This is a genomic window from Methanobrevibacter olleyae (genome assembly GCF_900114585.1).
GTDB lineage: Archaea > Methanobacteriota > Methanobacteria > Methanobacteriales > Methanobacteriaceae > Methanobrevibacter > Methanobrevibacter olleyae.
Genome location: NZ_FOTL01000002.1, coordinates 41,057 through 62,269 on the forward strand (window position 1 = coordinate 41,057; position 21,213 = coordinate 62,269).

The 21,213-nt window shown below is 28.5% G+C and carries 17 protein-coding genes; 10 read left to right on the plus strand and 7 right to left on the minus strand.

From position 1 onward, the window contains the following. Positions 1 to 107: 107 nt before the first annotated feature. The 3 genes from BM020_RS00845 to BM020_RS00855 all read left to right on the plus strand — a co-directional run bounded on the left by BM020_RS00845 (position 108) and on the right by BM020_RS00855 (position 3,589). The gene (locus BM020_RS00845) at positions 108 to 1,409 is read left to right on the plus strand and encodes a phenylacetate--CoA ligase family protein (protein WP_067147351.1); all 1,302 of its coding nucleotides are present in this window, start codon (positions 108 to 110) and stop codon (positions 1,407 to 1,409) included. Between the two features lie 44 nt (positions 1,410 to 1,453). Beyond that, positions 1,454 to 1,885, plus strand: a complete 432-nt coding sequence (locus tag BM020_RS00850) for an acetolactate synthase (RefSeq protein ID WP_067147353.1) — start codon at positions 1,454 to 1,456, stop codon at positions 1,883 to 1,885. A gap of 411 nt (positions 1,886 to 2,296) precedes the next feature. Then, on the plus strand, positions 2,297 to 3,589 hold the full coding sequence (locus BM020_RS00855; RefSeq protein WP_067147355.1) for an ATP-binding protein: 1,293 nt from the start codon (positions 2,297 to 2,299) through the stop codon (positions 3,587 to 3,589). A gap of 216 nt (positions 3,590 to 3,805) precedes the next feature. On the opposite strand, the gene BM020_RS00860 is transcribed toward BM020_RS00855, so the two are convergent. From BM020_RS00860 to carA, 3 genes are all read right to left on the minus strand, one after another. Further along, complete coding sequence (locus BM020_RS00860; protein WP_067147357.1) at positions 3,806 to 4,084, minus strand: hypothetical protein; 279 nt, start codon at positions 4,082 to 4,084, stop codon at positions 3,806 to 3,808. A 213-nt stretch (positions 4,085 to 4,297) separates the two neighbouring features. Beyond that, positions 4,298 to 7,477 carry a carbamoyl-phosphate synthase large subunit gene (gene carB / locus BM020_RS00865; protein ID WP_074797912.1) on the minus strand — a complete coding sequence of 1,060 codons (3,180 nt, stop codon included), beginning with the start codon at positions 7,475 to 7,477 and terminating at the stop codon, positions 4,298 to 4,300. Between the two features lie 171 nt (positions 7,478 to 7,648). Beyond that, positions 7,649 to 8,728 (minus strand): glutamine-hydrolyzing carbamoyl-phosphate synthase small subunit, encoded by a 1,080-nt coding sequence (gene carA / locus BM020_RS00870; RefSeq protein ID WP_067147363.1) that lies wholly within the window; start codon positions 8,726 to 8,728, stop codon positions 7,649 to 7,651. A gap of 745 nt (positions 8,729 to 9,473) precedes the next feature. On the opposite strand from carA, the gene BM020_RS00875 reads away from it, so the two are divergent. Beyond that, positions 9,474 to 11,588: a hypothetical protein gene (locus BM020_RS00875; RefSeq protein WP_074797917.1), complete on the plus strand. Its 2,115-nt coding sequence runs from the start codon at positions 9,474 to 9,476 to the stop codon at positions 11,586 to 11,588. 67 nt (positions 11,589 to 11,655) lie between these two features. Here the strand turns inward: BM020_RS00875 and BM020_RS00880 are convergent, their stop codons facing one another. From BM020_RS00880 to BM020_RS00890, 3 genes are read right to left on the minus strand one after another with little or no spacing between them, the layout of a single operon-like run. Beyond that, positions 11,656 to 12,375 (minus strand): hypothetical protein, encoded by a 720-nt coding sequence (locus BM020_RS00880; protein ID WP_067147367.1) that lies wholly within the window; start codon positions 12,373 to 12,375, stop codon positions 11,656 to 11,658. A 28-nt stretch (positions 12,376 to 12,403) separates the two neighbouring features. Continuing rightward, positions 12,404 to 12,811: a hypothetical protein gene (locus BM020_RS00885; RefSeq protein ID WP_067147368.1), complete on the minus strand. Its 408-nt coding sequence runs from the start codon at positions 12,809 to 12,811 to the stop codon at positions 12,404 to 12,406. 32 nt (positions 12,812 to 12,843) lie between these two features. Then, complete coding sequence (locus BM020_RS00890) at positions 12,844 to 13,050, minus strand: hypothetical protein (RefSeq protein WP_067147369.1); 207 nt, start codon at positions 13,048 to 13,050, stop codon at positions 12,844 to 12,846. 387 nt (positions 13,051 to 13,437) lie between these two features. Between BM020_RS00890 and BM020_RS00895 the strand changes: the two genes are divergently transcribed. The 4 genes from BM020_RS00895 to BM020_RS00910 all read left to right on the plus strand — a co-directional run bounded on the left by BM020_RS00895 (position 13,438) and on the right by BM020_RS00910 (position 16,598). Beyond that, entirely contained in the window at positions 13,438 to 13,668 is a 231-nt protein-coding gene (locus BM020_RS00895; protein WP_067147372.1) for a zinc ribbon domain-containing protein, read from the plus strand. A 19-nt stretch (positions 13,669 to 13,687) separates the two neighbouring features. Beyond that, positions 13,688 to 14,035 carry a hypothetical protein gene (locus BM020_RS00900; protein WP_067147375.1) on the plus strand — a complete coding sequence of 116 codons (348 nt, stop codon included), beginning with the start codon at positions 13,688 to 13,690 and terminating at the stop codon, positions 14,033 to 14,035. Positions 14,036 to 14,242: 207 nt separating this feature from the next. Further along, entirely contained in the window at positions 14,243 to 15,499 is a 1,257-nt protein-coding gene (locus BM020_RS00905; RefSeq protein ID WP_067147378.1) for a hypothetical protein, read from the plus strand. Between the two features lie 154 nt (positions 15,500 to 15,653). After that, on the plus strand, positions 15,654 to 16,598 hold the full coding sequence (locus BM020_RS00910; RefSeq protein WP_074797922.1) for a hypothetical protein: 945 nt from the start codon (positions 15,654 to 15,656) through the stop codon (positions 16,596 to 16,598). Between the two features lie 119 nt (positions 16,599 to 16,717). On the opposite strand, the gene rimI is transcribed toward BM020_RS00910, so the two are convergent. Further along, on the minus strand, positions 16,718 to 17,164 hold the full coding sequence (rimI, locus tag BM020_RS00915) for a ribosomal protein S18-alanine N-acetyltransferase (protein WP_067147383.1): 447 nt from the start codon (positions 17,162 to 17,164) through the stop codon (positions 16,718 to 16,720). 254 nt (positions 17,165 to 17,418) lie between these two features. Here rimI and BM020_RS00920 point away from each other — a divergent pair, with 254 nt between their 5' ends. Together BM020_RS00920 and BM020_RS00925 are read left to right on the plus strand one after the other, a co-directional pair. Continuing rightward, a complete protein-coding gene (locus BM020_RS00920) occupies positions 17,419 to 17,829 on the plus strand; it encodes a UPF0146 family protein (protein ID WP_074797926.1) in 411 nt (136 codons plus the stop codon). 199 nt (positions 17,830 to 18,028) lie between these two features. Next, entirely contained in the window at positions 18,029 to 20,797 is a 2,769-nt protein-coding gene (locus BM020_RS00925; protein ID WP_327037137.1) for a cation-translocating P-type ATPase, read from the plus strand. The last annotated feature ends 416 nt before the right edge of the window (positions 20,798 to 21,213 follow it).

Below are 21,213 nucleotides of genomic sequence, written 5' to 3' on the forward strand. Positions count from 1 at the left end.
TTATAAGAAGCCTTATGGAATAATTATAATAAGCGAATCTATAAAATTTTATAAAATCAACTTAACAATTACTTAAAATACATATTAAAAAATCATGGAGAAATTATATGATTTGGAATGAAAATGCAGAATGTATGGATAAGCAAGAAAAAGAAGAAATGCAACTTGCTTTGCTCCAAAAACAAGTAAAAAGAGTTTACGAAAATGTACCATTTTACAGGAAAAAGTTTGATGAAGCTGGATTTAAGCCAGAAGACTTAAAAACTCTTGATGATGTAGCTAAAATCCCATTTACCACTAAAGATGATTTAAGGCAAGCTTATCCATTTGGATTATTTGCAGTACCTGAAGAAGAAATTATAGAAATTCACAGTACCTCCGGAACCACTGGAACCCCTGTTGTATCTGGATACACACAAAAAGATATTGATATTTGGGGAGAATGTACTGCAAGAGCTATTGGAATGGCTGATGGAGATAGAAACTCTAAAATCCATAACTCTTACGGATATGGATTGTTCACTGGAGGATTTGGAATCGACCATGGTGCAAAGACTATGGGAGCAACAGTTATTCCAATGTCTGCAGGAAATACTTCAAGGCAATTAAAAATTATGGAAGATTTCCAAAGTGATATTCTTACTTGTACTCCTTCATATGGAATGTATCTAGCTGAATCTCTTGAAAAAGAAGGCTTCGGTCCAGAGGATATCAGTTTACATTCAGGTATATTTGGAGCTGAAATGTGGACTGAAGAAATGAGATGCAGTTTAGAAGAAAAATTAGGAATCACTGCACATAATATTTATGGGCTTACTGAAATTATTGGTCCCGGTGTAGCTACTGAATGTAAGGAACAGGCAGGTTTGCATATTCAGGAAGATCATTTCTATGCAGAAATCGTTGACCCTGACACTCTTGAAAACCTAGAAGAGGGTAAAACTGGAGAATTGGTTTTAACCACACTTACAAGAGAGGGCATGCCAGTAATTAGATTTAGAACCAAGGACATTACTGCACTTAGATGTGAAAAATGTACTTGTGGAAGAACCACTACAAGAATGGATAGAATCACTGGTAGAACCGATGACATGCTAAAAATCAAAGGTGTAATGGTTTACCCATCTCAAATTGAAGCTGCTATCCTACAAATTGAAGGTTTAACCGCTAACTATCAGATTCATGTATCAAGACCTAAATATCTTGATGAAATCGAAATAAAGGTTGAAACTTCACAGGAAGTATTCTCTGATGAAATGAAAAAGATAGAAGAGTTTGAAAATAAAATCGCAAGAAAAATACAAAGTACAATTGGCATTAGCGTAGATGTAACTTTAGTAGAACCAGAATCTCTACCAAGAAGCGAAGGAAAAGCTATCAGGGTTATTGATGAGAGAAACTTTGATTAAATAAAAATTATAAAAAGTATGATAATTATAATGAAAGTGATAAAATGAATGTAAAGCAACTTTCTGTATTTATTGAAAACAAAGAAGGAAGATTGAAAAATGCTGTTAATGCAGTATCACAAGCTGAAGTAAACATTAGAGCTCTTTCAATTGCAGACAGTTCCAAATATGGAATCTTAAGATTGATTGTTTCTGATAATGAAAAAGCAACAGCGGCATTAAAGAAAGAAAAATTCACAGTTAAAGAAACTGATGTAATTGTTGTAGGGATAAAAGACGAACCTAATGGCCTTAACACAATGCTTGAAATACTTGAAGAAGAAAGCATAAATGTTGAATACCTTTATGCATTCGTTAGCTCTAAAACTGATGAAGCCATTGTTGTCGTTAAAATCGAAGACTGTGAAGGCGGCCTTAAAGCATTGAAAGATGCCGGTGCAAACATCTTATCCAAAGAAGATTTAGATGAATTATAAATCTTCTTATTTTCTCTTTTTTTAATCCATTTCCATTTTTATCTTTTTAAAGCCATTAGCTATTTTTATCTTTTTTAAAATATTAACTATTTTTATCTCTTTTAAACTATTAGCTATTTTTACAATCCTTTGAAATCTATTAAAAAGAAAATGACCTTTAATCTGAGATACTCTATATCCTCATTTTACCCTTATCAAAATAGTATAATAAAAAACCTAAAAATAGTATAATAAAAAACCTAAAAATAGTATAATAAAAAAGTTTAAAATAGTATAATAATAAATTAAATAATAGTATAACAAAAAACCTAAAAATAGTATAATAAAAAAGTTTAAAATAGTATAATAATAAATTAAATAATAGTATAACAAAAAACTTAAAAATAGTACAATAATATTAATGTGATTAAAATGGGAGAAGTGTATATACATCGTATTATAGACAAAGAAATACAAAGATACCTCAAAGTTGTAGGTGCAATACTTATCGTTGGACCGAAATGGTGTGGAAAAACAACTACTGCAGAACAGCATGCTAAAAGTGTATTAAAATTAGATGATATAGATAAAAGAGAAGAATACTTAATGCTTGCAGATATAAAACCTTCAGAGCTATTAAATGGAGAAAAACCAAGATTGATTGATGAATGGCAAATCGCTCCAATATTATGGGATGGAGTGAGAAATAGTGTTGACTCATTAAAAGAAAAAGGATTATACCTTTTAACTGGTTCAACAAGTGTTGATGAATCTGAAATAATCCATAGCGGTACCGGCAGAATTCATAGAATGAAAATGTACCCAATGAGCTTATACGAAAGTGGGGACTCTAATGGAAAAATATCAATTATGGAATTATTTGATAATCCAAATAAAGACATAAATGGTATCAAATCAAACTTAAATTTTGATGATTTATTATTTGCCATCTGTAGAGGAGGATGGCCTGAAAGCTTAAGCCTTAAAAGTAAAGAAGATCAATTATTAATTCCAAAAATGTATGTTGATAGTATCTGTGAAAGTGATGTATCTAAAGTAGATGGAGTAAAAAGAGATCCTGAGAAAGTAAGGCATTTACTTAAATCTTATGCTAGAAATATCTCCACTGAAGCAAAAGATACAACTCTTATGGCAGATATAAGTGAACAATTTGGTGATATTAGCAGAGGTACCTTTTATTCATATGTCGATGCATTAAAAAGAATATATGTCATTGAAAATGTTCAAGCTTGGTCACCAAATATACGTTCTGCAAAAACTATGAGATCTACAACAAAAAAAGAATTTATAGATCCATCAATTGCAATATCTGCACTAAACTTAACACCTCAAAAATTATTAACTGAAATAAAAACACTTGGATTTATTTTTGAAACTTTGTGTATTAGAGATTTGAAGATATATACTAGTGCCTATGGTGGGAAAATTCATTACTTTAGAAAAAATGATAAATTGGAAGTTGACTGTGTTTTAATTTTAGATGATGGTAGATATGCCTTAATTGAATTTAAACTAGGTGCTAAAAACATTGATGAAGGTGCAAAACATCTAATTGATGTAAATGAATTAATTAAAAAAGAAAGAAAAAAAGGAAATACAAAAATCAATAATCCTGAATTCTTAGCAGTTATTACTGGTGGCGAAAAAGCTTATACAAGAGAAGATGGCGTTAAAATAATTCCCATCGCTTGTTTAAAAAATTAAACACCAATAATTATTTTAAAAATTTAACATCAATGAAAAAAAATTCTTTTTCAAAAATAGTATAATAAAAAACCTAAAAATAGTATAATAAAAAACCTAAAAACAGTATAATAAAAAACCTAAAAATAGTATAATAAAAAACCTAAAAACAGTATAATAAAAAACTTAAAAATAGTATAATAAAAAATAAAATAAGTTAAATAAAAAAATAAAAAATTAAAATTCCTTTAACATTTCAACGATTTCATCTCTGCTGTATCCTAATTTAACAAGAATAGCTTTGAGACTATCATTATCTTCCCATTTAACTTCTTTCCAAGCTTTAAAATCGTTTCTAATAATTGCATTAATTACTAATTGCATAGTAATAAAATCATCACTTTCAACTACCATTAAAGCATCATTTTTATTAAATTTTCCTTCTGGATCAACTAAATCGTATTTTCCAGATTCAGAATCTAATTTCACTATCGCACTATCAATTTTAAAAGGCATCATAACACCAACATAATTATTTTAAATAAGAATGATTAGCAAATAAATTTAAAAAATAAATAATAAAGAAGTGATCTTTACTAATAATAAAGAACTAATCTATACTAATAATAAAGAACTAGCTTTACCAATAAAGAACTAATCTATACTAATAATAAAGAACTAGCTTTACCAATAAAGAACTAATCTATACTAATAATAAAGAACTATCTTTTACCATAAAGAACTAATATGTTCATTTAAAGATTTAACTTTTAAATCATTTTCTTTAACAGCTGCAATTGCATTTAAAGCTGCTCTTGCACCAGCTAAAGTAGTTACATAAGGAATTCCAAGTTCAACAGCTAAACGTCTAATAGTATAGCCATCTTTAGAAGCCTGTTCACCATGAGGAGTATTAATAATCATATCAATTTCCCCATTTAAAATAGCCTCCTTAATATTTGGATGTCCTTGAGATACTTTTTTAATTCTTGTAATTGGAACATTAAATACAGAATCAGCGGTACCTCTTGTAGCAATTATATTAAATCCTAAGCTACTGGCTTTCTCAGCAATAGGTTGGATTTTCTTTTTATCTTGTTCCCTTACACTAATAAATAGATTTCCCTCTTTAGGTAAATCCATACCAGCAGAAAGCTGTGATTTATAGAAAGCAAGTCCAAAATTTTCATCTACACCAATGCTTTCACCAGTGGATTTCATTTCAGGACCTAATATACTGTCAGATTCAGTTAGCTTTAAGAATGGGAAAACAGACTCCTTAACTGCCACATGGTTAATCTTAATCTCTTTAGCTAAATTAAAGTCCTTAAGTTTTGCACCCATCATTAATGAGGTAGCAACTTTTGCAAGGGGAACACCAATAGCCTTACTTACAAATGGAACAGTTCTACTTGCTCTTGGGTTAGCTTCAATAATGTACACTCTTTCTTCATCTAATTTAACAGCATATTGAATATTCATCAATCCAATTACATCTAATTCTAAGGCTAGTTTTCTAGTATTCTCCCTAATTACTTCAAGTAAATGTTCCGGAATGGTCTGAGGAGGTATTACACATGCAGAGTCCCCAGAGTGAACACCTGCTTCTTCAATATGTTCCATAATACCTGCAATGAATACATCTTCACCATCACATAATAAATCCACATCAAGTTCAACAGCATCTTCCAAGAATTTATCTACAAGAATAGGGTGTTCTGGTGAAACTTTTACTGCCTCTTTCATATACTCTTCAAGTTCATCTAAGCCATAAACAATTTCCATTGCTCTTCCGCCAATTACATAGGATGGACGAACAAGAACCGGAAATCCAATTCTCTCTGCTGCTTCTCTTGCTTCATCAAATGAATTAGCTAAACCATAAGGTGCTTGGTGAATATGCAGATCATTTAATACTTCAGTGAACCTTTCCCTGTCTTCCACCCTATCAATACTTTCATATGGAGTACCTAAGATTTTAACCCCTGCCTTTGCAAGAGGAACAGATAAGTTAATTGAAGTTTGACCACCAAATTGAACAATGACCCCATCTGGTTCTACCTGTTCAATTATTCCCATAATGTCTTCAAAGGTTAATGGCTCAAAGAACAGCTCATCTGAAATATCATAGTCAGTACTTACAGTTTCAGGATTGTTATTTACAAGAATGGTTTCAATTCCTTGGTCTTTTAATGCAAGAGAGGAATGTACACAACAGTAATCAAACTCAATACCCTGTCCGATTCTAATTGGACCTGCACCAATGATTAAGATTTTCTTATTGTCAGTTTTAATAAGTTCATTACCGCTGTCATAACTACTGTAATAATATGGGGTTTTAGCTTCAAATTCAGCTGCACAAGTATCTACCATTTTATAAGATGGTTTAATATCAAATTTAAGAAGAAGTGCTTTAACATCTTCTTCTTCAATACCTGCTAGTTTAGCTAAACTAAAGTTAGAGAACCCTAATTTTTTAGCTTTAAGTAAAAATTTTTCATCTTCAAGTGCTTCTTTGCTGACCCTTTCTTCAAATTTAACAATATTCTCAATTTTGTATAAGAAGAATTCATCCATTTTAGATAGTTCTGCAAGTTCCTCTACAGTTCTTCCATCTTTAATAGCAGAATACATATGGAATAATCTTTCATCAGTAGGATTTGCCAAATTGTCTTCAGTGTATTCAAGATATTCAAATCCATCTAAACCAATATCCAAAGAACGGATAGCCTTTTGAATAGCTTCTTCATAGGTTCTACCAATAGCCATTACCTCCCCAGTTGCTTTCATTTGAACTCCGATTTTTCTATCAATGCCCTTAAATTTGTCAAATGGCCATCTTGGGATTTTTACAACGATATAGTCAATAGAGGGTTCAAAGGAAGCAGGAGTTTCTTTAGTAATGTCATTTCTAATTTCATCTAAGCTTAAGCCAAGAGCTACTTTAGAAGAGATTTTTGCAATTGGATAGCCAGTTGCCTTAGATGCAAGTGCACTGCTTCTACTTACACGAGGGTTAACCTCAATGATCTTATATTCATTAGTTTCAGGATTTAATGCAAATTGAATATTGCATCCACCATTGATTCCTAAGTTTCTAATAATCTTAATAGAAGCATCCCTCAGTCTTTGGCATACTTCATCATTTAAGTTTTGAATAGGAGCTACTACAATACTGTCACCTGTATGTATACCCATCGGATCTACATTTTCCATATTACATACAATGATACAGGTGTCGTTTTTATCCCTCATCACTTCAAATTCAATTTCTTTCCAGCCAAGAACAGATTCATCGATTAGTACTTGGTTAATATAACTCATATCAAGGCCATGGGTAGTAACCTCAATAAGTTCTTCCTTATTATGCGCTATTCCACCGCCAGTTCCACCTAAAGTAAATGCCGGACGTACAATAACCGGATAGCCTATTTCTTCTACAGCTTCTAAAGCCCCATCAACAGACTCTACAGCATTACATTTAGGAATAGGTTCATCTAACCTATCCATAAAATTAGCAAATAAATCTCTGTCCTCTACATCAGCAATAGTCTGGACATCAGAACCAATAACTTTTATCCCTTCTAAAAGCCCCAATTTCCCAAGTTCAGTTGCAATGTTTAAGCCAGTTTGTCCACCCATAGTAGGTAAAATAGCATCGATTTTCTCTTTTTCAATAATTTGAGCTACAAGCTCTGGAGTTAGTGGTTCAGTATAAACAGTATCTGCCATATCCATGTCAGTTTGAATAGTAGCAGGATTACTGTTAACAAGAACCGTTTCAATCCCTTCTTCTCTAAGGGATTTGCAAGCTTGAGAACCAGAGTAATCAAACTCAGCTGCTTGACCAATTTGAATAGGTCCAGAACCAATTATAAGCACTTTATTAATATCCTCATCAACAGGCATATTATCCTCTCTTAAATACACATTAAAGTAATAATTTTATAATAATTTAAATAATAAATTCTTAATAATTTTATAATAATAAATTTTTAATAATTTTAACTAATAAATTCTTAATGATTTTAATAATAATTTTGTTTTTAATAATCAATTAAATACAATGAAATTCAAAGCTTAGTACTCCTTAATCATTTTGCTAAAGTCTTCAAATAATACCTTTGTATCATTTGGGCCAGGACCAGATTCTGGATGGTATTGAATAGTTCTTAATGGCAATTCTTTATGTGAAAATCCTTCTGGAGTACCATCATTTAAGTTGATTTGAGTTAATTCTAAGTCACTGCCTTTTAAAGAATCAGGATCAATACAGAATCCATGATTTTGTGAAGTAATAAACACTTTTCCAGATTGTAAATCTTTTACTGGTTGATTTGCTCCTCTGTGACCAAATTTCATTTTATAAGTGCTTGCTCCAAATGTTTTTGCAATTAGATGTTGGCCCATGCAAATACCGAATACAGGGAACTTATTGATCAATTTTTCCACATTACCGATTGTGCTTGTAAGCCTTTCAGGGTTTCCAGGGCCACTAGATACCATGAGACCATTTACACCATAATCCAAAATAGTCTTATAATCAGCATCATAAGGGAATAAAGCAACACCAACACCATTTTCTAAGAAACAATTAATGATATTCCTTTTAACACCACAATCAATAATAGCTACTGTTTTATCAAAATCCCCATAAGTTTTAATTTCAGAAGTAGATACTAAAGGAACTAGATCCAGATCAACGATACTTTTATGCTGGCGAGCACGAGCTACAAGTTCATCATCATCTATTTCTTCAGTAGCTAATGCTGCTTTTAAAGAGCCTTTTTCACGAATCTTTAAGGTTAAATCCCTTGTATCAATATCTTCAATTCCAGGCACTTTAAATTCTCTTAAAAACTCATCCAAAGTCTTTTTAGCACCGAAGTTAGATAATTTTTTACAAGCTTCCCTTACTACAAAACCTTCAACTTGCACTTTATCAGATTGATACCAATCTTCACTAACACCATAGTTGCCTTCTAAAGGATAAGTGGACATCAATATTTGTCCTTTAAAAGAAGGGTCAGTTAGTGCCTCGGTATAGCCAGACATACCAGTTGAAAAAGCAAGTTCACCTACAGTTACAGTTTCATAACCAAAGGCTTCACCTTTTAAAATAGTTCCATCTTCTAAAGCTAATTTTGCTTCATTTCCCATATTTTCACCCAAATATAATTCATTGTATTTAATATCAAAATAATAACAGATCAATATACAAATGATAAATTAATTTACCTTAATTATTTATGTAATTTATTTAATTTAAATTATTCTATAAATCAGCTTTTAATTAAGAATATTTAAAATCAAACCTTAACTAAATAAACCATCATCACATAACAAAATCAATCCAAAATTTATAAAACATCAATATAAATAGTACATTATGATATGATATCTATTAAACAAAATATTTTAAGTTATCTATTAAGATGATAATTTATTAAAGCATAATTTGGCAATAGTGGAATGATTTAATAAAAATAGAAAGTGGATTTGACAATATAATATAAATTATGATATTAGATTATTAATATAACAATAGAAAAATAGGGATTTCCAACAAAATCCCATATGGATATTTCAAAGACTTAAACTAGGGTTAGAAAAAAAGTTTTTCATAAAAAGAAAAGATATTGCATTTTTAGCAAATATCCTAAATAAAAGGGATTAAGATAAAAAAAGTTTTTGATAAAATAATAATTGTAACATCAATCCAGCTATAATAATAGCATTATATAGATATTAGTTTAATTTTAGTCATATAAATTTTTTTATATTCGGTGTCGTTAATTATTTATAGATGGATGTATAGAATTATTATTAATTACTTGTACATATTTATCTTTTTAATTTCATTTATTTAAATAAAATAATAAAAAATAATTGGAGGTAAATAAAAATGATTAATGATTTGAATAAAATTGTTATAGTGTTTTTATTTTTAATTTTTTTATCTATTTCGGCTGTCTCAGCACAAGAGAATACAAGCCCTGAAATAGGTTTAAATGAAAACATAGAAACCATAGATGCAGAAACAGCAGAGGAAAAGATCAATCTTGGAACCGGTGATGATAGTGCAGTAGCTTCAGAGTCTGGTAAAGAAGATGAAGTCAATCTTATAATGAATGAGGATAACTTAAAAGGTACAGGATCATCATTCAAAGATTTACAAGAATTAATCGACAATACAGGTGTGAATAACATATTAACTCTAGATAAAGATTATGTTTATTCTGCTGGTGATTCAGAGATAGTTATTACTAAACCCATAACTATTGATGGTAAAAACCATGTTATTGATGGAAAATTATCAACAAGAATACTCAATATAACTGGCAATTATGTCACATTAAAAAATATAAAATTCATAAACGCCAATAACACTCATGATGATTATGGTGGTGCTATCTATTGGAAAGGAACTAATGGTAATATAATCAACTGTTCTTTTGTCAATAACCATGCAAAGTATGATGGTGGTGCTGTTTATTGGTATGGTGCTAATGGTAATTTAAAGGATTGTTCTTTTGTTAATAACCATGCTAATGATTATTATGGTGGTGCTGTTTATTGGTATGGTGATAATGGTAATTTAAGTGCTTGTTCTTTTGCCAATAACCATGCAAAGTATGATGGTGGTGCTGTTTATTGGTATGGTGCTAATGGTAAGTTAAGTGCTTGTTCTTTTGTTAATAACCATGCTAATGATTATTATGGTGGTGCTGTTTATTGGAGTGGTGTTAATGGTGTTTTAAGTGCTTGTTCTTTTGTTAATAACCATGCTAACAATGATGGTGGTGCTGTTGATTGGAGTGGTGATAATGGTGTTTTAAGTGATTGTTCTTTTGTTAATAACCATGCTAACAATTATGGTGGTGCTGTTGATTGGTGGGGTGATTATGGTGTTTTAAGTGATTGTTCTTTTGTTAATAACACTGTTAATCAGTATGGTAATGCTATTTATTTGAATACAAATACTACTAATGTATATTATTCTTCTTTTAGCATTTATCGCCCTAAAAATACAGCAGTGGTCAAAGTTAATAATCTAATCTACTACAATAATAGTACTTATGGGGTTGAATATCAGGAAAAGGGTAAGCCAAGTCATTATGGTTTTATAAATGATGGTTATGTTACTTTTTATGATTTAGACAACGAAAAACACAATATTGAAATGAGATTGGATAAAGATGGTAGCAAGTTTACTAATTATATAATTATAACTGGTGATTCTTACTTAAGTGCTGGTAATGTTTCTATGTTTTATAATGATGGTACTAAATACACTTTAAAGCTAACAGATTATAAAGGAAACCCTTTAATAAATCAAAATGTCCAAATAATTATTGGAAGTGCAAAATACACTATAAAAACAGATATAAGAGGATATGCAACACTAACCATTAAACAGAAAGCTGGAAAATACAATATTGTTGCTAGTTTTAATGGTAATAGTGAGTATGGTCCAGATAATATTGTAAGTACTTTAAGAATTTTAGATTCACCTATAACAAAGAATAAAAACCGTAAGATCTATTTTGGTGGAAGATTTAAAGTGCAAATAATAAATGTATATGGTAAGCATGTTGGTGCTGGAAAAACAGTTAAATTCACAATAGCTGGAAAAACATACAACATAAAAACAGACAAGAATGGTTATGCAAGCTTAAAAATAAGACTAAAGCCAAGAGCCAAAAAGTATACAATAACAACAAAATACGGTAAATTTATCAAAAAGAATAAAATCACTGTTAAACCTGTTTTAACTGTTAAAACTATTGTAATGAAAAAAGGAAAGAGAATCAAATTCTATGTTAAGCTGATAAACACTAAAGGAGAACCACGAGCTAAAAAGAGAATAATATTTAGATTTGATGGAAAAAAATATAAAATCAAAACCAATAAAAACGGAATTGCAACACTAAAAATCAAATACCTAAGAAAAGGCAAACACAGGATTTACACACAATACGGTAAAGCAAAAATAAAAAACACAATAAAAATTAAATAAAAAAAAGATAAGATACAAACCCTTATCTTTTTTCCTTATTTTTTAAAATTAATCCTATTTTTATAAATTAATATTCTCCACTAGAACATCTATCAAATTTCATTTGTTTAGAAATCTCTTTCTCTCTCTTTTGTGAAACTTTAGTATTCATTTGATTCATAAAGTCATCTAAGATGCTATCTTTAGATAATCTATTTGAATTCTTTTTATCTTCACCAGCTTCTTTATTTTCTTTAATATAATCTTGTTCATTAGATTTGAAAGTTTTAAGATTTGAATTTGATTTTGAAAGAGAGTGCTTAAGAACTAAACCATCATAAAACCATCTTACTGCAAAGCTATCAGAGCTAGTTAAAGAAATTAAATGTTTAGAATATCCATTTTTAGAAAAAATAATTTCAATTGATGAATACAAAGTGGATAAATCAGACTTTTTAAGTTTTAAATCAATTATTTCAGAATAAAATATCTTCAAAGAACCCATAGATTTACGTTTAAGTAAAGATTTCTTTTTTAGTAAAATACAATCCTCTTCTAAGGATGTCTCAGATATCACATTAGAACTCATAGAATTTTTAGAATCAGAGGAACCAATACTTCTAGAATCAGAAGAATTAATATTCTTAGAATCAGAGAAACCAATACTTCTAGAATCAGAAGAATTAATATTCTTAGAATCATAGGAATTAGTTAATATTTTAGCATCCACTTTTGAACTTAATCTCTTTTTTGAAAAAGAAAAATTAAGAAGGTATTCAGATGAGTAATTTGAATTAGTTTTATCCATAATATCACATACTAAATTAGATAGAAAATCAGAATGAAGTGTTAATCTTTCCTTCAATGAAATATAATAAAGCAAGGTAAATAGCCATAGATGCGAAATAGCTAATAATATCCATATAATCAAAGATAGATCCTGATTTAATAAATAATGCCACATACTCCCATACAAATGATGCTAAGATTGTAACAATAATTATAATCCAAAGATTTGTTAATTTAAAGGGATAAACAACATTTAGAAAGCTTAACAATACAATGATAGCTAAAAGATCATTAAAGTAAAATGTAAAAAACCAATTAAGAGAATGTAATAAATTATTATTCAATAAGTAAAGCAACAATGCTATAATTAAAATTATTAAATTCTTCACTCTGAAATTTTCATTACTTCTTTCAAATGAAAATCTTTCAAGAATCAAATTAGGTAAATTAAACATTCTAATCAATAAGAATTTTAGCAATTATTAAATTAGTCAAAAGTCATTATAAAAATAGCTATCAATAAAACAATAACCATCATGATAATCAATAAAGCAGTATTATCCAATGCAAAGGATTTATAAAATCTAGGCTCATTTTGATAATCTTCTCTTTGATAGGTCTCTTCATTAGAATCTTTTACAATCTGTTTATCTTTTACTTCATAGTCCTCAACATCAATAATCTCATCATCCATTTTATCACCCTTAGTTTGAAAATAATTATATCTTATTATCAATTAAAAATTTATAAATCTTTTTATAAATAATTGTTCTTATAAAAAAATATTAAAACATTACCTTAAACTAATCAAGTACAGATACCTATAAAAATAATAACTAATGAACTTAAACTAATCAAATATAGATAGCTATAAAAAATAATAACTAATGAACTTAAACTAATCAAATATAGATAGCTATAAAAATAATAACTAATGAACTTAAACTAATCAAATATAGATAGCTATAAAAATAATTAAAATATAATTTAAATATGTATAATTAATTATTAATCTTAAAGCTAATTTAAGCTGATTATAGATTTGATTAAATTAAAAAAACAATAAATTGAAGGTGAAATTATGAACCAATTTTGTCCAAAATGTGGGGCAAAACTATTAGATATCAATGCTAAGTTTTGTAGTCAATGTGGTGCTAACTTAACTGAAAAAAAGGAAATTGACCCTAAAGACTTACCTGATGAAAGAATTGATTTAAGAGAGGGCATGACTAAAAGAAATACTGGAATGTATAAGTTCACTAAATGGGGAAGACGAAAGAAAAAGCCAATAAACTGGGACATGGAAAAATAACTAGTTTGGAGATTATAAAATGAAAACAAAAGAGGAAATTGGAGAAAAAATTGAATCATTAAATGATAAAATTGCAGGATTAAAAGCTGAAGAAGAAAGCCTTAGTAATGAACTTAAAGTAATTCTTGCAGGTTCTGAACTACAATCAATTATGTTAACAAGCACTTTAGTTAGCTCTGAAAAACAGGTGGAGGACTTACTTGAAAAGTTTGAGCAAAGAGCAGAAGAATTAACTGAAAAATATGAAGAGGCATCTGCAAAGGCTAATGATGAATTAAAAAACCAAATCCATGCTATGATTTGGACAAATGACATTCGTTTAGATACCATTAAATGGGTTCTTGATAAAGAAGATGAAGAAATCTAATACCAAAACATTTAAAATACCCTATAAAAGAAATCTAAATACATTAAAACATTAAAGATTCTATAAAAGAAATCTGAATACATTAAAACATTTTATAAGGTTCTATAAAGAAATCTGAATATTCATTAAATCCATTAAAGAAACCTAATGATTTAAAAATAAAAAGACCTTAGTAATTTTTTAAAATTTCCAATAAGAGATTAAAGTATGAAAAAGATTATTTCAATATTGCTTTTGTCATTAATCATATTATGTCCAATATTTGCTGAAAGTGTGGATGCAACTACTGTATTCTTAACATCAGACCATCTTACAGGACATGATACTGATTTTGCCAGATTAGATGCCATCAAAGATAAGATAGAATCAAAAACAAACGGAGATGTCTCTGTAATAGTTGATGATTCTGCTTCTAATCCTGGAGAAGGGACACGAGTAATGAGAGCAGACTGTGATGTGGCAGTGACAATTGCATCTGCCTGTGCAGGAAATCTAGTTGATCTTGCAGGTTATTCCACAAAGGTTACTAAGAAAATCATTTATGTAAATGCAGGTTCTCTTGATTTAAATAGCTTGAACTTTTTAAGAAGGTCTTACGATGATGACTGGTCAGACTATAGATTTGCATCTGTAAAAAGTCCTGGAAAGTTCCTAAGTGATGCTGGAATAACTCTAGTTCAGCCAAGGGAAAAATATCCAAATGACTTGTATAACGGAAGGCTAGCTTACGATAGCGATAATGTGAATGAATATATTGCAGATGAAATCATAAAGCAAATCTACACAAAAACTAATGAAAACAAACAATTGGATAGTGGCTTAATAGTTTATCATCAATTAAATCCAAAGTATTTAGCTGAAGATTCTAAAAAGATAGTTGATGAATATGGAAAAGACATGAAAGAATCATATGGCTCTTATACAACCCAACAGTTATTATACATGAGTTCATCATATTTAGTAGGTTACAGCTTAGAAGTTCCACAATCATTTGAAGCTCCAGATAACCCTGAAAAATATTCCAGATTTACAAAGGGAGAATATTCCTTTAACGATTATTCTAATATGGCAGATGAAGTAGTAGACTATATGAATAAAAATGGCAAGGCACCGGATTCCATTAATTACGAAGGTGCAACTATAGGATACTATGATTTAGTCTATAATTTTGCCTTGCTTAGTGAAAACCACACAAGTGCAAGTAACATGGATTTCCCATCAAAATTTGAATTCCATAAATATTACAGCAATTTCTTATTTGAAATATTGCCTATCGTAATAATATTCATTGTAATTATTGCAATAGCACTAATTATTAGAGCTAGATTAAAAAGAAGAAAAAGGAGAAAAAATAGAAGATACAAGCCTAGAAGAAACCTAGAAAGAGCTAGAGAAACTGCTGTGCAAAATAGAAGTTCAAGAAGATTTCATAAGAATTTAGATTCAAAATATTATTCAGACTAGAATCATTCATCTAAAAAGCCAATAATATCAAATAAACAAGAGAACACAGATAAATCATAATCAGAAAGAAATATTAAGAGAAATAAAAGGAAAAATAAAAACTAAAAATAGATATCTTTTAAAATACTCTAGATTAATAATTGGGAGTTTAAAAATGACAGAAACTCAAAATATCAATGAGAAAGATACGGATAAGAATCAAGAAGAGATAAATAGCTTAAAAGAAGAGATAAGTTATTTAAAAGAGATTTTAGTTAGTAAAATCTTTGAAGAAGACCATTTAATTAATTTTACTTGTAAAGAAATCGAAACAGATTATTCTCTAAAATTTGGAGTTTATAAATATAAAATAAAAGATTATAAAATTAAAATTAAAAAAACAAAAAGAACAATTGAATTAATTAAAAAAATGATTAATAAACAATCAACCAATCAGTTTAATAAAGACATTGGTGATTTGGAAGAAAATCAGATTAAAATAAATAAAACTAAAATCAACAGGCCAAAAATTAATATGGTTGAAATTGAAAACCATATTGCAAATGAGTTTAAAGAGGAAGATTTAGAATTAGAAACTGAAACTGCAAAAGTAAATATACTTATTGAAAAACATAAAAATAGCCTAAACAAAAACCAGGATTTTAAAGAATTAAATACCTGTTATAAAGATTGTATAAGAAAAATACATCCTGATTTATTACTTAAGCCAACAAGCTTTGAAGAAAACTTATTTTATAATTCTAAAGAGGCCTATGAAGATAGAGATTTAGTAGAGTTAGAATCTACACGAAATTTAATAAACATGCATAAAATTGATAAAATTCCAAAAACCTTAGAAGAGTTTGAAGAATTGAGAGATAAGATAGAAATCAACATTGAATTAGAAGAAAAAGAAATCTCTAAAATAATCAACTCTAAACCCCACACTCAGCTAAAGTTCTTATTAGATACTAAAAAAGTTAATGATTATAAAGAAGGATTGGTCACTTCTTTATTAGAAGTTGAAAAAGAGTTTATTAAAGTTAATAAGAAGTTAATTGAATTAAAAAAAGAAAACAACATCACATATAAATTGGATTTAACTAAAGAGAATGGTTGAATATGGAATTATTGCTAGATTCTATAGGGATCATTATTAAATTTTATATTGCTTTTTAAATTTTAATATTGCTCTTTAAATTATATATTGGTATTTTAAATTTTAATATTGCTTTTTAATTAATTATGAATTTTATCTGTGTTAAAAAACATAACATAGGCATCTGATCCATCTTCATAATATCTAGGAACTTTTCTATCAATTGTAAAGCCAAATTTTTGATAAAAAGAAACTGCAACATCATTGTGTGATTTTACTTCTAAAGTGATTCTATGAATATCACAAGTTTTAAATATATTCATAGCCATCATAAGTAAACGAGTAGCTATATGCTGACCACGAAACTTTTTATCAACTGCAAGAGCAATTATATGACCTAAACCTTCTTCTTTTACCCAAAATATAATATAAGCTACAACTTCACCATTTTCAACTGCTACAAGAAAACCTGCACCAATTTCAAACAATTGCTGAAGAATAGCTACTTCATAAGGATTAGAAAAAGATTCCACTTCAATTTGATAAACTCTCTCCAAATCAGATGGAGTAAACTCACGAATAAACATATAAAAACCTTGAAATAATTTAAATAACTAAAATCATTTAAAAAATCAATTTTAATTTAAATTAATTGTTATATTTTTAATAAAGTTAATTTAATAATTAGAAATTTACTATTAATATTATATAATTTACTCAATTAAAAAGATTTCTAATAAATAAAAAAAATTTGCTTAGGTTTAATAAAATATTAAATAAAGAAAATATTAAATTATAAAAAATAAATATAAATTTATAAAAAAATAAAAAAGGAATAAAAATGTGGAATGATTTAGAGGAGTATATACTTAAATTAGCTATTAAAAATAGTCAAAAGACAGGTAAAAAAACTAAAATAGTTGAAATTGGAGTTGGAAAATTTCAAACAATATCTAAAAATTTAAGTAAAAATGATAATATTGATTTAATTATGACGGATATTGACCCAGATAATGAAAACATTACTAAGGATGATGTCTTCAACCCAAACATGAATATCTATAAAAATGCAGATATCATATTTTCAATTAGACCTCCTGCAGAATTACAAGAGGCAATAATGAAAATAAGAGACAAAATTAATGCAACATTAATCATAAAGCCATTATTTAATGAAGATTTAAATATTAAAACTCATAAAATGCAGTTAAAAAATTATAATCGTGCTTCATTCTATATTTATGAAAAATAAAATTAAAAAACTATAAAAGTGATTCATTCTATATTTATGAAAAATAAAATATTTAAATAAAATAAATTAAATATAGATTTACAGCTACAATACATTATATATAAATACAATATAAGGATTATAGAAATTCTAAAATAATGTCAGATGATTTATTCATCATAAAAACTATTTTTAACAAATCAGGAACTTGGGGATTATATTGATAGAAGAAATATTAAAACAGTACTCCACTCAAAAAGAAGGGCTAAGTAGTGCTGAAGCATATAGTCGGTTAGAAAAGTATGGTCTTAACAAACTTAAAGAACAGAATAAAGATGGTCCTTTAAAATTATTTTTATCTCAATTTTTAGATGTTTTAATATTTATGCTTATAATTGCAGCTATAGCAAGTTACATTATTGGAAATCAGCTTGATGCATTCGTTATTGTTGTAGTTGTTATAATTAACTCAATAATCGGATTTTTCCAGGAATACCGTGCTGAAAATGCTATGGCTAAACTTAAAAGTTTGGTAAGTACAGTTGCCCATGTAAAAAGAGATGGAAACATCAGCCGAATTCCTGGAGAAAAACTTACAATTGGAGATATTGTAATCCTTGAAGAAGGGGATAAAGTCCCTGCTGATTTAATTTTAATCGAGTCCTACGATTTATATGTAGATGAATCCTCCCTAACAGGAGAATCAAACTTAGTTAAAAAAGATACCGATTATAGTAATATTGAAGACTTTTTAAATAAAATCAAAAATATTACTAAATATTCTAAAGAGGAAAATCTTCAAAGTAAAATCCTTTCTATGAATTCAAATATCATATTAGGAAAGGGAATAGGTGTAGTAATAGCTACTGGCATGAATACAACCATAGGTAAAATCGCTAAAATGATTCAGGAAGATGAAGAAAAAACACCATTAACAATTAAGGTAGAAAGGCTTGGTAAAACAATTGGAATCCTTTCAATAATCATTTGTATTTTTGTCTTCTTTATTGACCTTTTCCAAAATGTAGATATTCTTGAAAGTTTTATGACTGCAGTTTCCCTTGCCGTTGCAGCAATTCCTGAAGGGCTTCCAGCAGTGCTAACATTAACTTTAGCATTAGGAATGCAAAAAATGGTAAAGTCTAATGCAATTGTTAAAAGATTATCTTCTGTAGAGACATTAGGATCATGTACTTACATTTGTACAGATAAGACAGGTACTTTAACTGAAAATAAAATGACTGTTAGAGAAGACCATCTGACAAATAAGGAAAAATCTCTATTGATCTCTGGACTATGTAATGCTGTAAGGTATGAAGATGATGAATTGATAGGAAACCCTACAGATTTAGCCCTATACAACTTTGCTTGTGAAAATGATTTTGAAGAACTTAGTAAAAATAGAAACCTTCTAAAAGAATATGAAATACCTTTAGATAGCAATAGAAAAAGAATGACTATGGTTTATAGTGAAAATGCTGAAAATAATACTGATGAATCTACATCCAATGATAAAAATTACTATGTATTAACTAAAGGTGCACCTGAATTAATTCTAGACCTATCTAAACAGATAGATATTGATGGAAATATAAAAATTATTGATGATGAAACTAAGGATAGTATTATCTCAAAAATTGGTGAAATGACCAATTCATCTTTAAGAGTAATCGGTCTTGCCTATAGAAAAATAGACTCTCAAAAATTTGAAAAAATATTAGACAACGATGAAAAAAGAAAAACAGACACTCAAAAATTTGAAAAAACATTAGACCATGATGAGAAGCTATTTGAAAATAAGCAGGCTTACGAAAAACATGAGCCTCATAGTGAAAAGAAAGACCATGGAGAATCTTTTGAAAGTGATTTGATTTTCACAGGTCTTATCGGCATAATGGACCCTCCAAGAGAAGAAGCTATAAAGGCAGTAGCAGATTGTCAAAAAGCAGGAATCCATGTAGTGATGATTACTGGAGATCATAAAGACACTGCAACTGCAATAGCAAGAGAAATAGGATTAGTTCATGAAAGCCATAAATCAAAAAATTCAAAAAGCTATGATGATTCTAATGAAAAGCAAGTGTTAACTGGAGAGGAATTAGAGAATTTAAGTGATGAAGAGTATGATAAAATTGCTAAAGACATCAAAGTATATGCAAGGGTTTACCCAGAACAAAAAAGAAGGATCATTGAAGTATTGCAAAAGCAAGACGAAATAGTTTCAATGACTGGTGATGGTGTAAATGATGCACCGGCACTTAAAAAAGCATCTATTGGAGTAGCTATGGGTAGTGGAACTGATGTAACTAAAGAGTCTGCAGATATGATTATTCAAGATGATAACTTTGCTACAATAGTCTCTTCAATAAAGGAAGGTAGAACAATTTTTGACAATATCAAAAGATTCCTTAAGTTTCAATTATCCACAAATATTGGAGCAATACTAACTATCACCATTGGATCTTTATTAGCAATACCAACTCCATTTACACCAATTCAACTTTTATGGATTAATATCATAATGGATGGCCCTCCAGCACAATCATTAGGATTAGAAGGGCCTGAAGAGGATATAATGAAAAGACCTCCTGAAAGAGGAGAGTTAATTGACAAAAAAACTATGCTTAAAATAGCAATCTCAGGAATTGTTATGACTATAGGAACTTTAGGATTGTTCTATTATGAATTGATGAATGGTGGGGCAAATGTAAAAACTAAGGCGGTTACCATTGCATTTACAGTATTTGTATTATATCAGCTATTTAATGCATTGAATTATAAGTCCAGCTCTAAAGTTAGAAATACTATGCTAGGCTTGTCACTTATTGGATCATTTATATTGCAAGTTCTTGTTATATATGTACCATTCTTACAAATAATATTTAAGACCTGTTCAATTGGCCTAATCGATTGGATTTTAATAATTTTAGTATCTGGAGTGATTTTAGTTACTGATAGGATTGCTAATAAAGTTCTAGATAAGAATTAATAATTAAAACACTTTAATTGATAAAATGAAATTATAAGAAATTAAAAATAAATTATAAATAGTATATCAAATAAACTATAATTAATTAAAACTATTATTTATTAAATAATTATAAGGAGGAAAATCATGAATTTAATAGCAGATATTGTAAGTGGACTTTCATCAATGAGCCTTGTTATGATTGCAGGATTTATCATTGTTGTTGCATTATTAACTGTAGTAGGAAGAAAAGCTTAAATAGATAGTTCTTATTAGATAGTTTTTAGTAGATAGTTTTTAGTATTAATTTTTAAATTAATATTAATTTTATCTATATTACTAACCACCAAAAATAACCACCAAAAGTATACTTTTTTTAAATTAATTAACCATTAAAATATATCACATTTTCATAGATCCAATCACATACCCTCTTC

What these genes read in the sequence shown, in the direction of transcription:
- BM020_RS00845 (WP_067147351.1), top strand. Translation starts at nt 108, where the DNA reads ATGATTTGGAATGAAAATGCAGAATGTATGGATAAGCAAGAAAAAGAA.
- BM020_RS00850 (WP_067147353.1), top strand. Translation starts at nt 1,454, where the DNA reads ATGAATGTAAAGCAACTTTCTGTATTTATTGAAAACAAAGAAGGAAGA.
- BM020_RS00855 (WP_067147355.1), top strand. Translation starts at nt 2,297, where the DNA reads ATGGGAGAAGTGTATATACATCGTATTATAGACAAAGAAATACAAAGA.
- BM020_RS00860 (WP_067147357.1), bottom strand. Translation starts at nt 4,084, where the DNA reads ATGCCTTTTAAAATTGATAGTGCGATAGTGAAATTAGATTCTGAATCT.
- carB (WP_074797912.1), bottom strand. Translation starts at nt 7,477, where the DNA reads ATGCCTGTTGATGAGGATATTAATAAAGTGCTTATAATTGGTTCTGGA.
- carA (WP_067147363.1), bottom strand. Translation starts at nt 8,728, where the DNA reads ATGGGAAATGAAGCAAAATTAGCTTTAGAAGATGGAACTATTTTAAAA.
- BM020_RS00875 (WP_074797917.1), top strand. Translation starts at nt 9,474, where the DNA reads ATGATTAATGATTTGAATAAAATTGTTATAGTGTTTTTATTTTTAATT.
- BM020_RS00880 (WP_067147367.1), bottom strand. Translation starts at nt 12,375, where the DNA reads ATGGATAAAACTAATTCAAATTACTCATCTGAATACCTTCTTAATTTT.
- BM020_RS00885 (WP_067147368.1), bottom strand. Translation starts at nt 12,811, where the DNA reads ATGTTTAATTTACCTAATTTGATTCTTGAAAGATTTTCATTTGAAAGA.
- BM020_RS00890 (WP_067147369.1), bottom strand. Translation starts at nt 13,050, where the DNA reads ATGGATGATGAGATTATTGATGTTGAGGACTATGAAGTAAAAGATAAA.
- BM020_RS00895 (WP_067147372.1), top strand. Translation starts at nt 13,438, where the DNA reads ATGAACCAATTTTGTCCAAAATGTGGGGCAAAACTATTAGATATCAAT.
- BM020_RS00900 (WP_067147375.1), top strand. Translation starts at nt 13,688, where the DNA reads ATGAAAACAAAAGAGGAAATTGGAGAAAAAATTGAATCATTAAATGAT.
- BM020_RS00905 (WP_067147378.1), top strand. Translation starts at nt 14,243, where the DNA reads ATGAAAAAGATTATTTCAATATTGCTTTTGTCATTAATCATATTATGT.
- BM020_RS00910 (WP_074797922.1), top strand. Translation starts at nt 15,654, where the DNA reads ATGACAGAAACTCAAAATATCAATGAGAAAGATACGGATAAGAATCAA.
- rimI (WP_067147383.1), bottom strand. Translation starts at nt 17,164, where the DNA reads ATGTTTATTCGTGAGTTTACTCCATCTGATTTGGAGAGAGTTTATCAA.
- BM020_RS00920 (WP_074797926.1), top strand. Translation starts at nt 17,419, where the DNA reads ATGTGGAATGATTTAGAGGAGTATATACTTAAATTAGCTATTAAAAAT.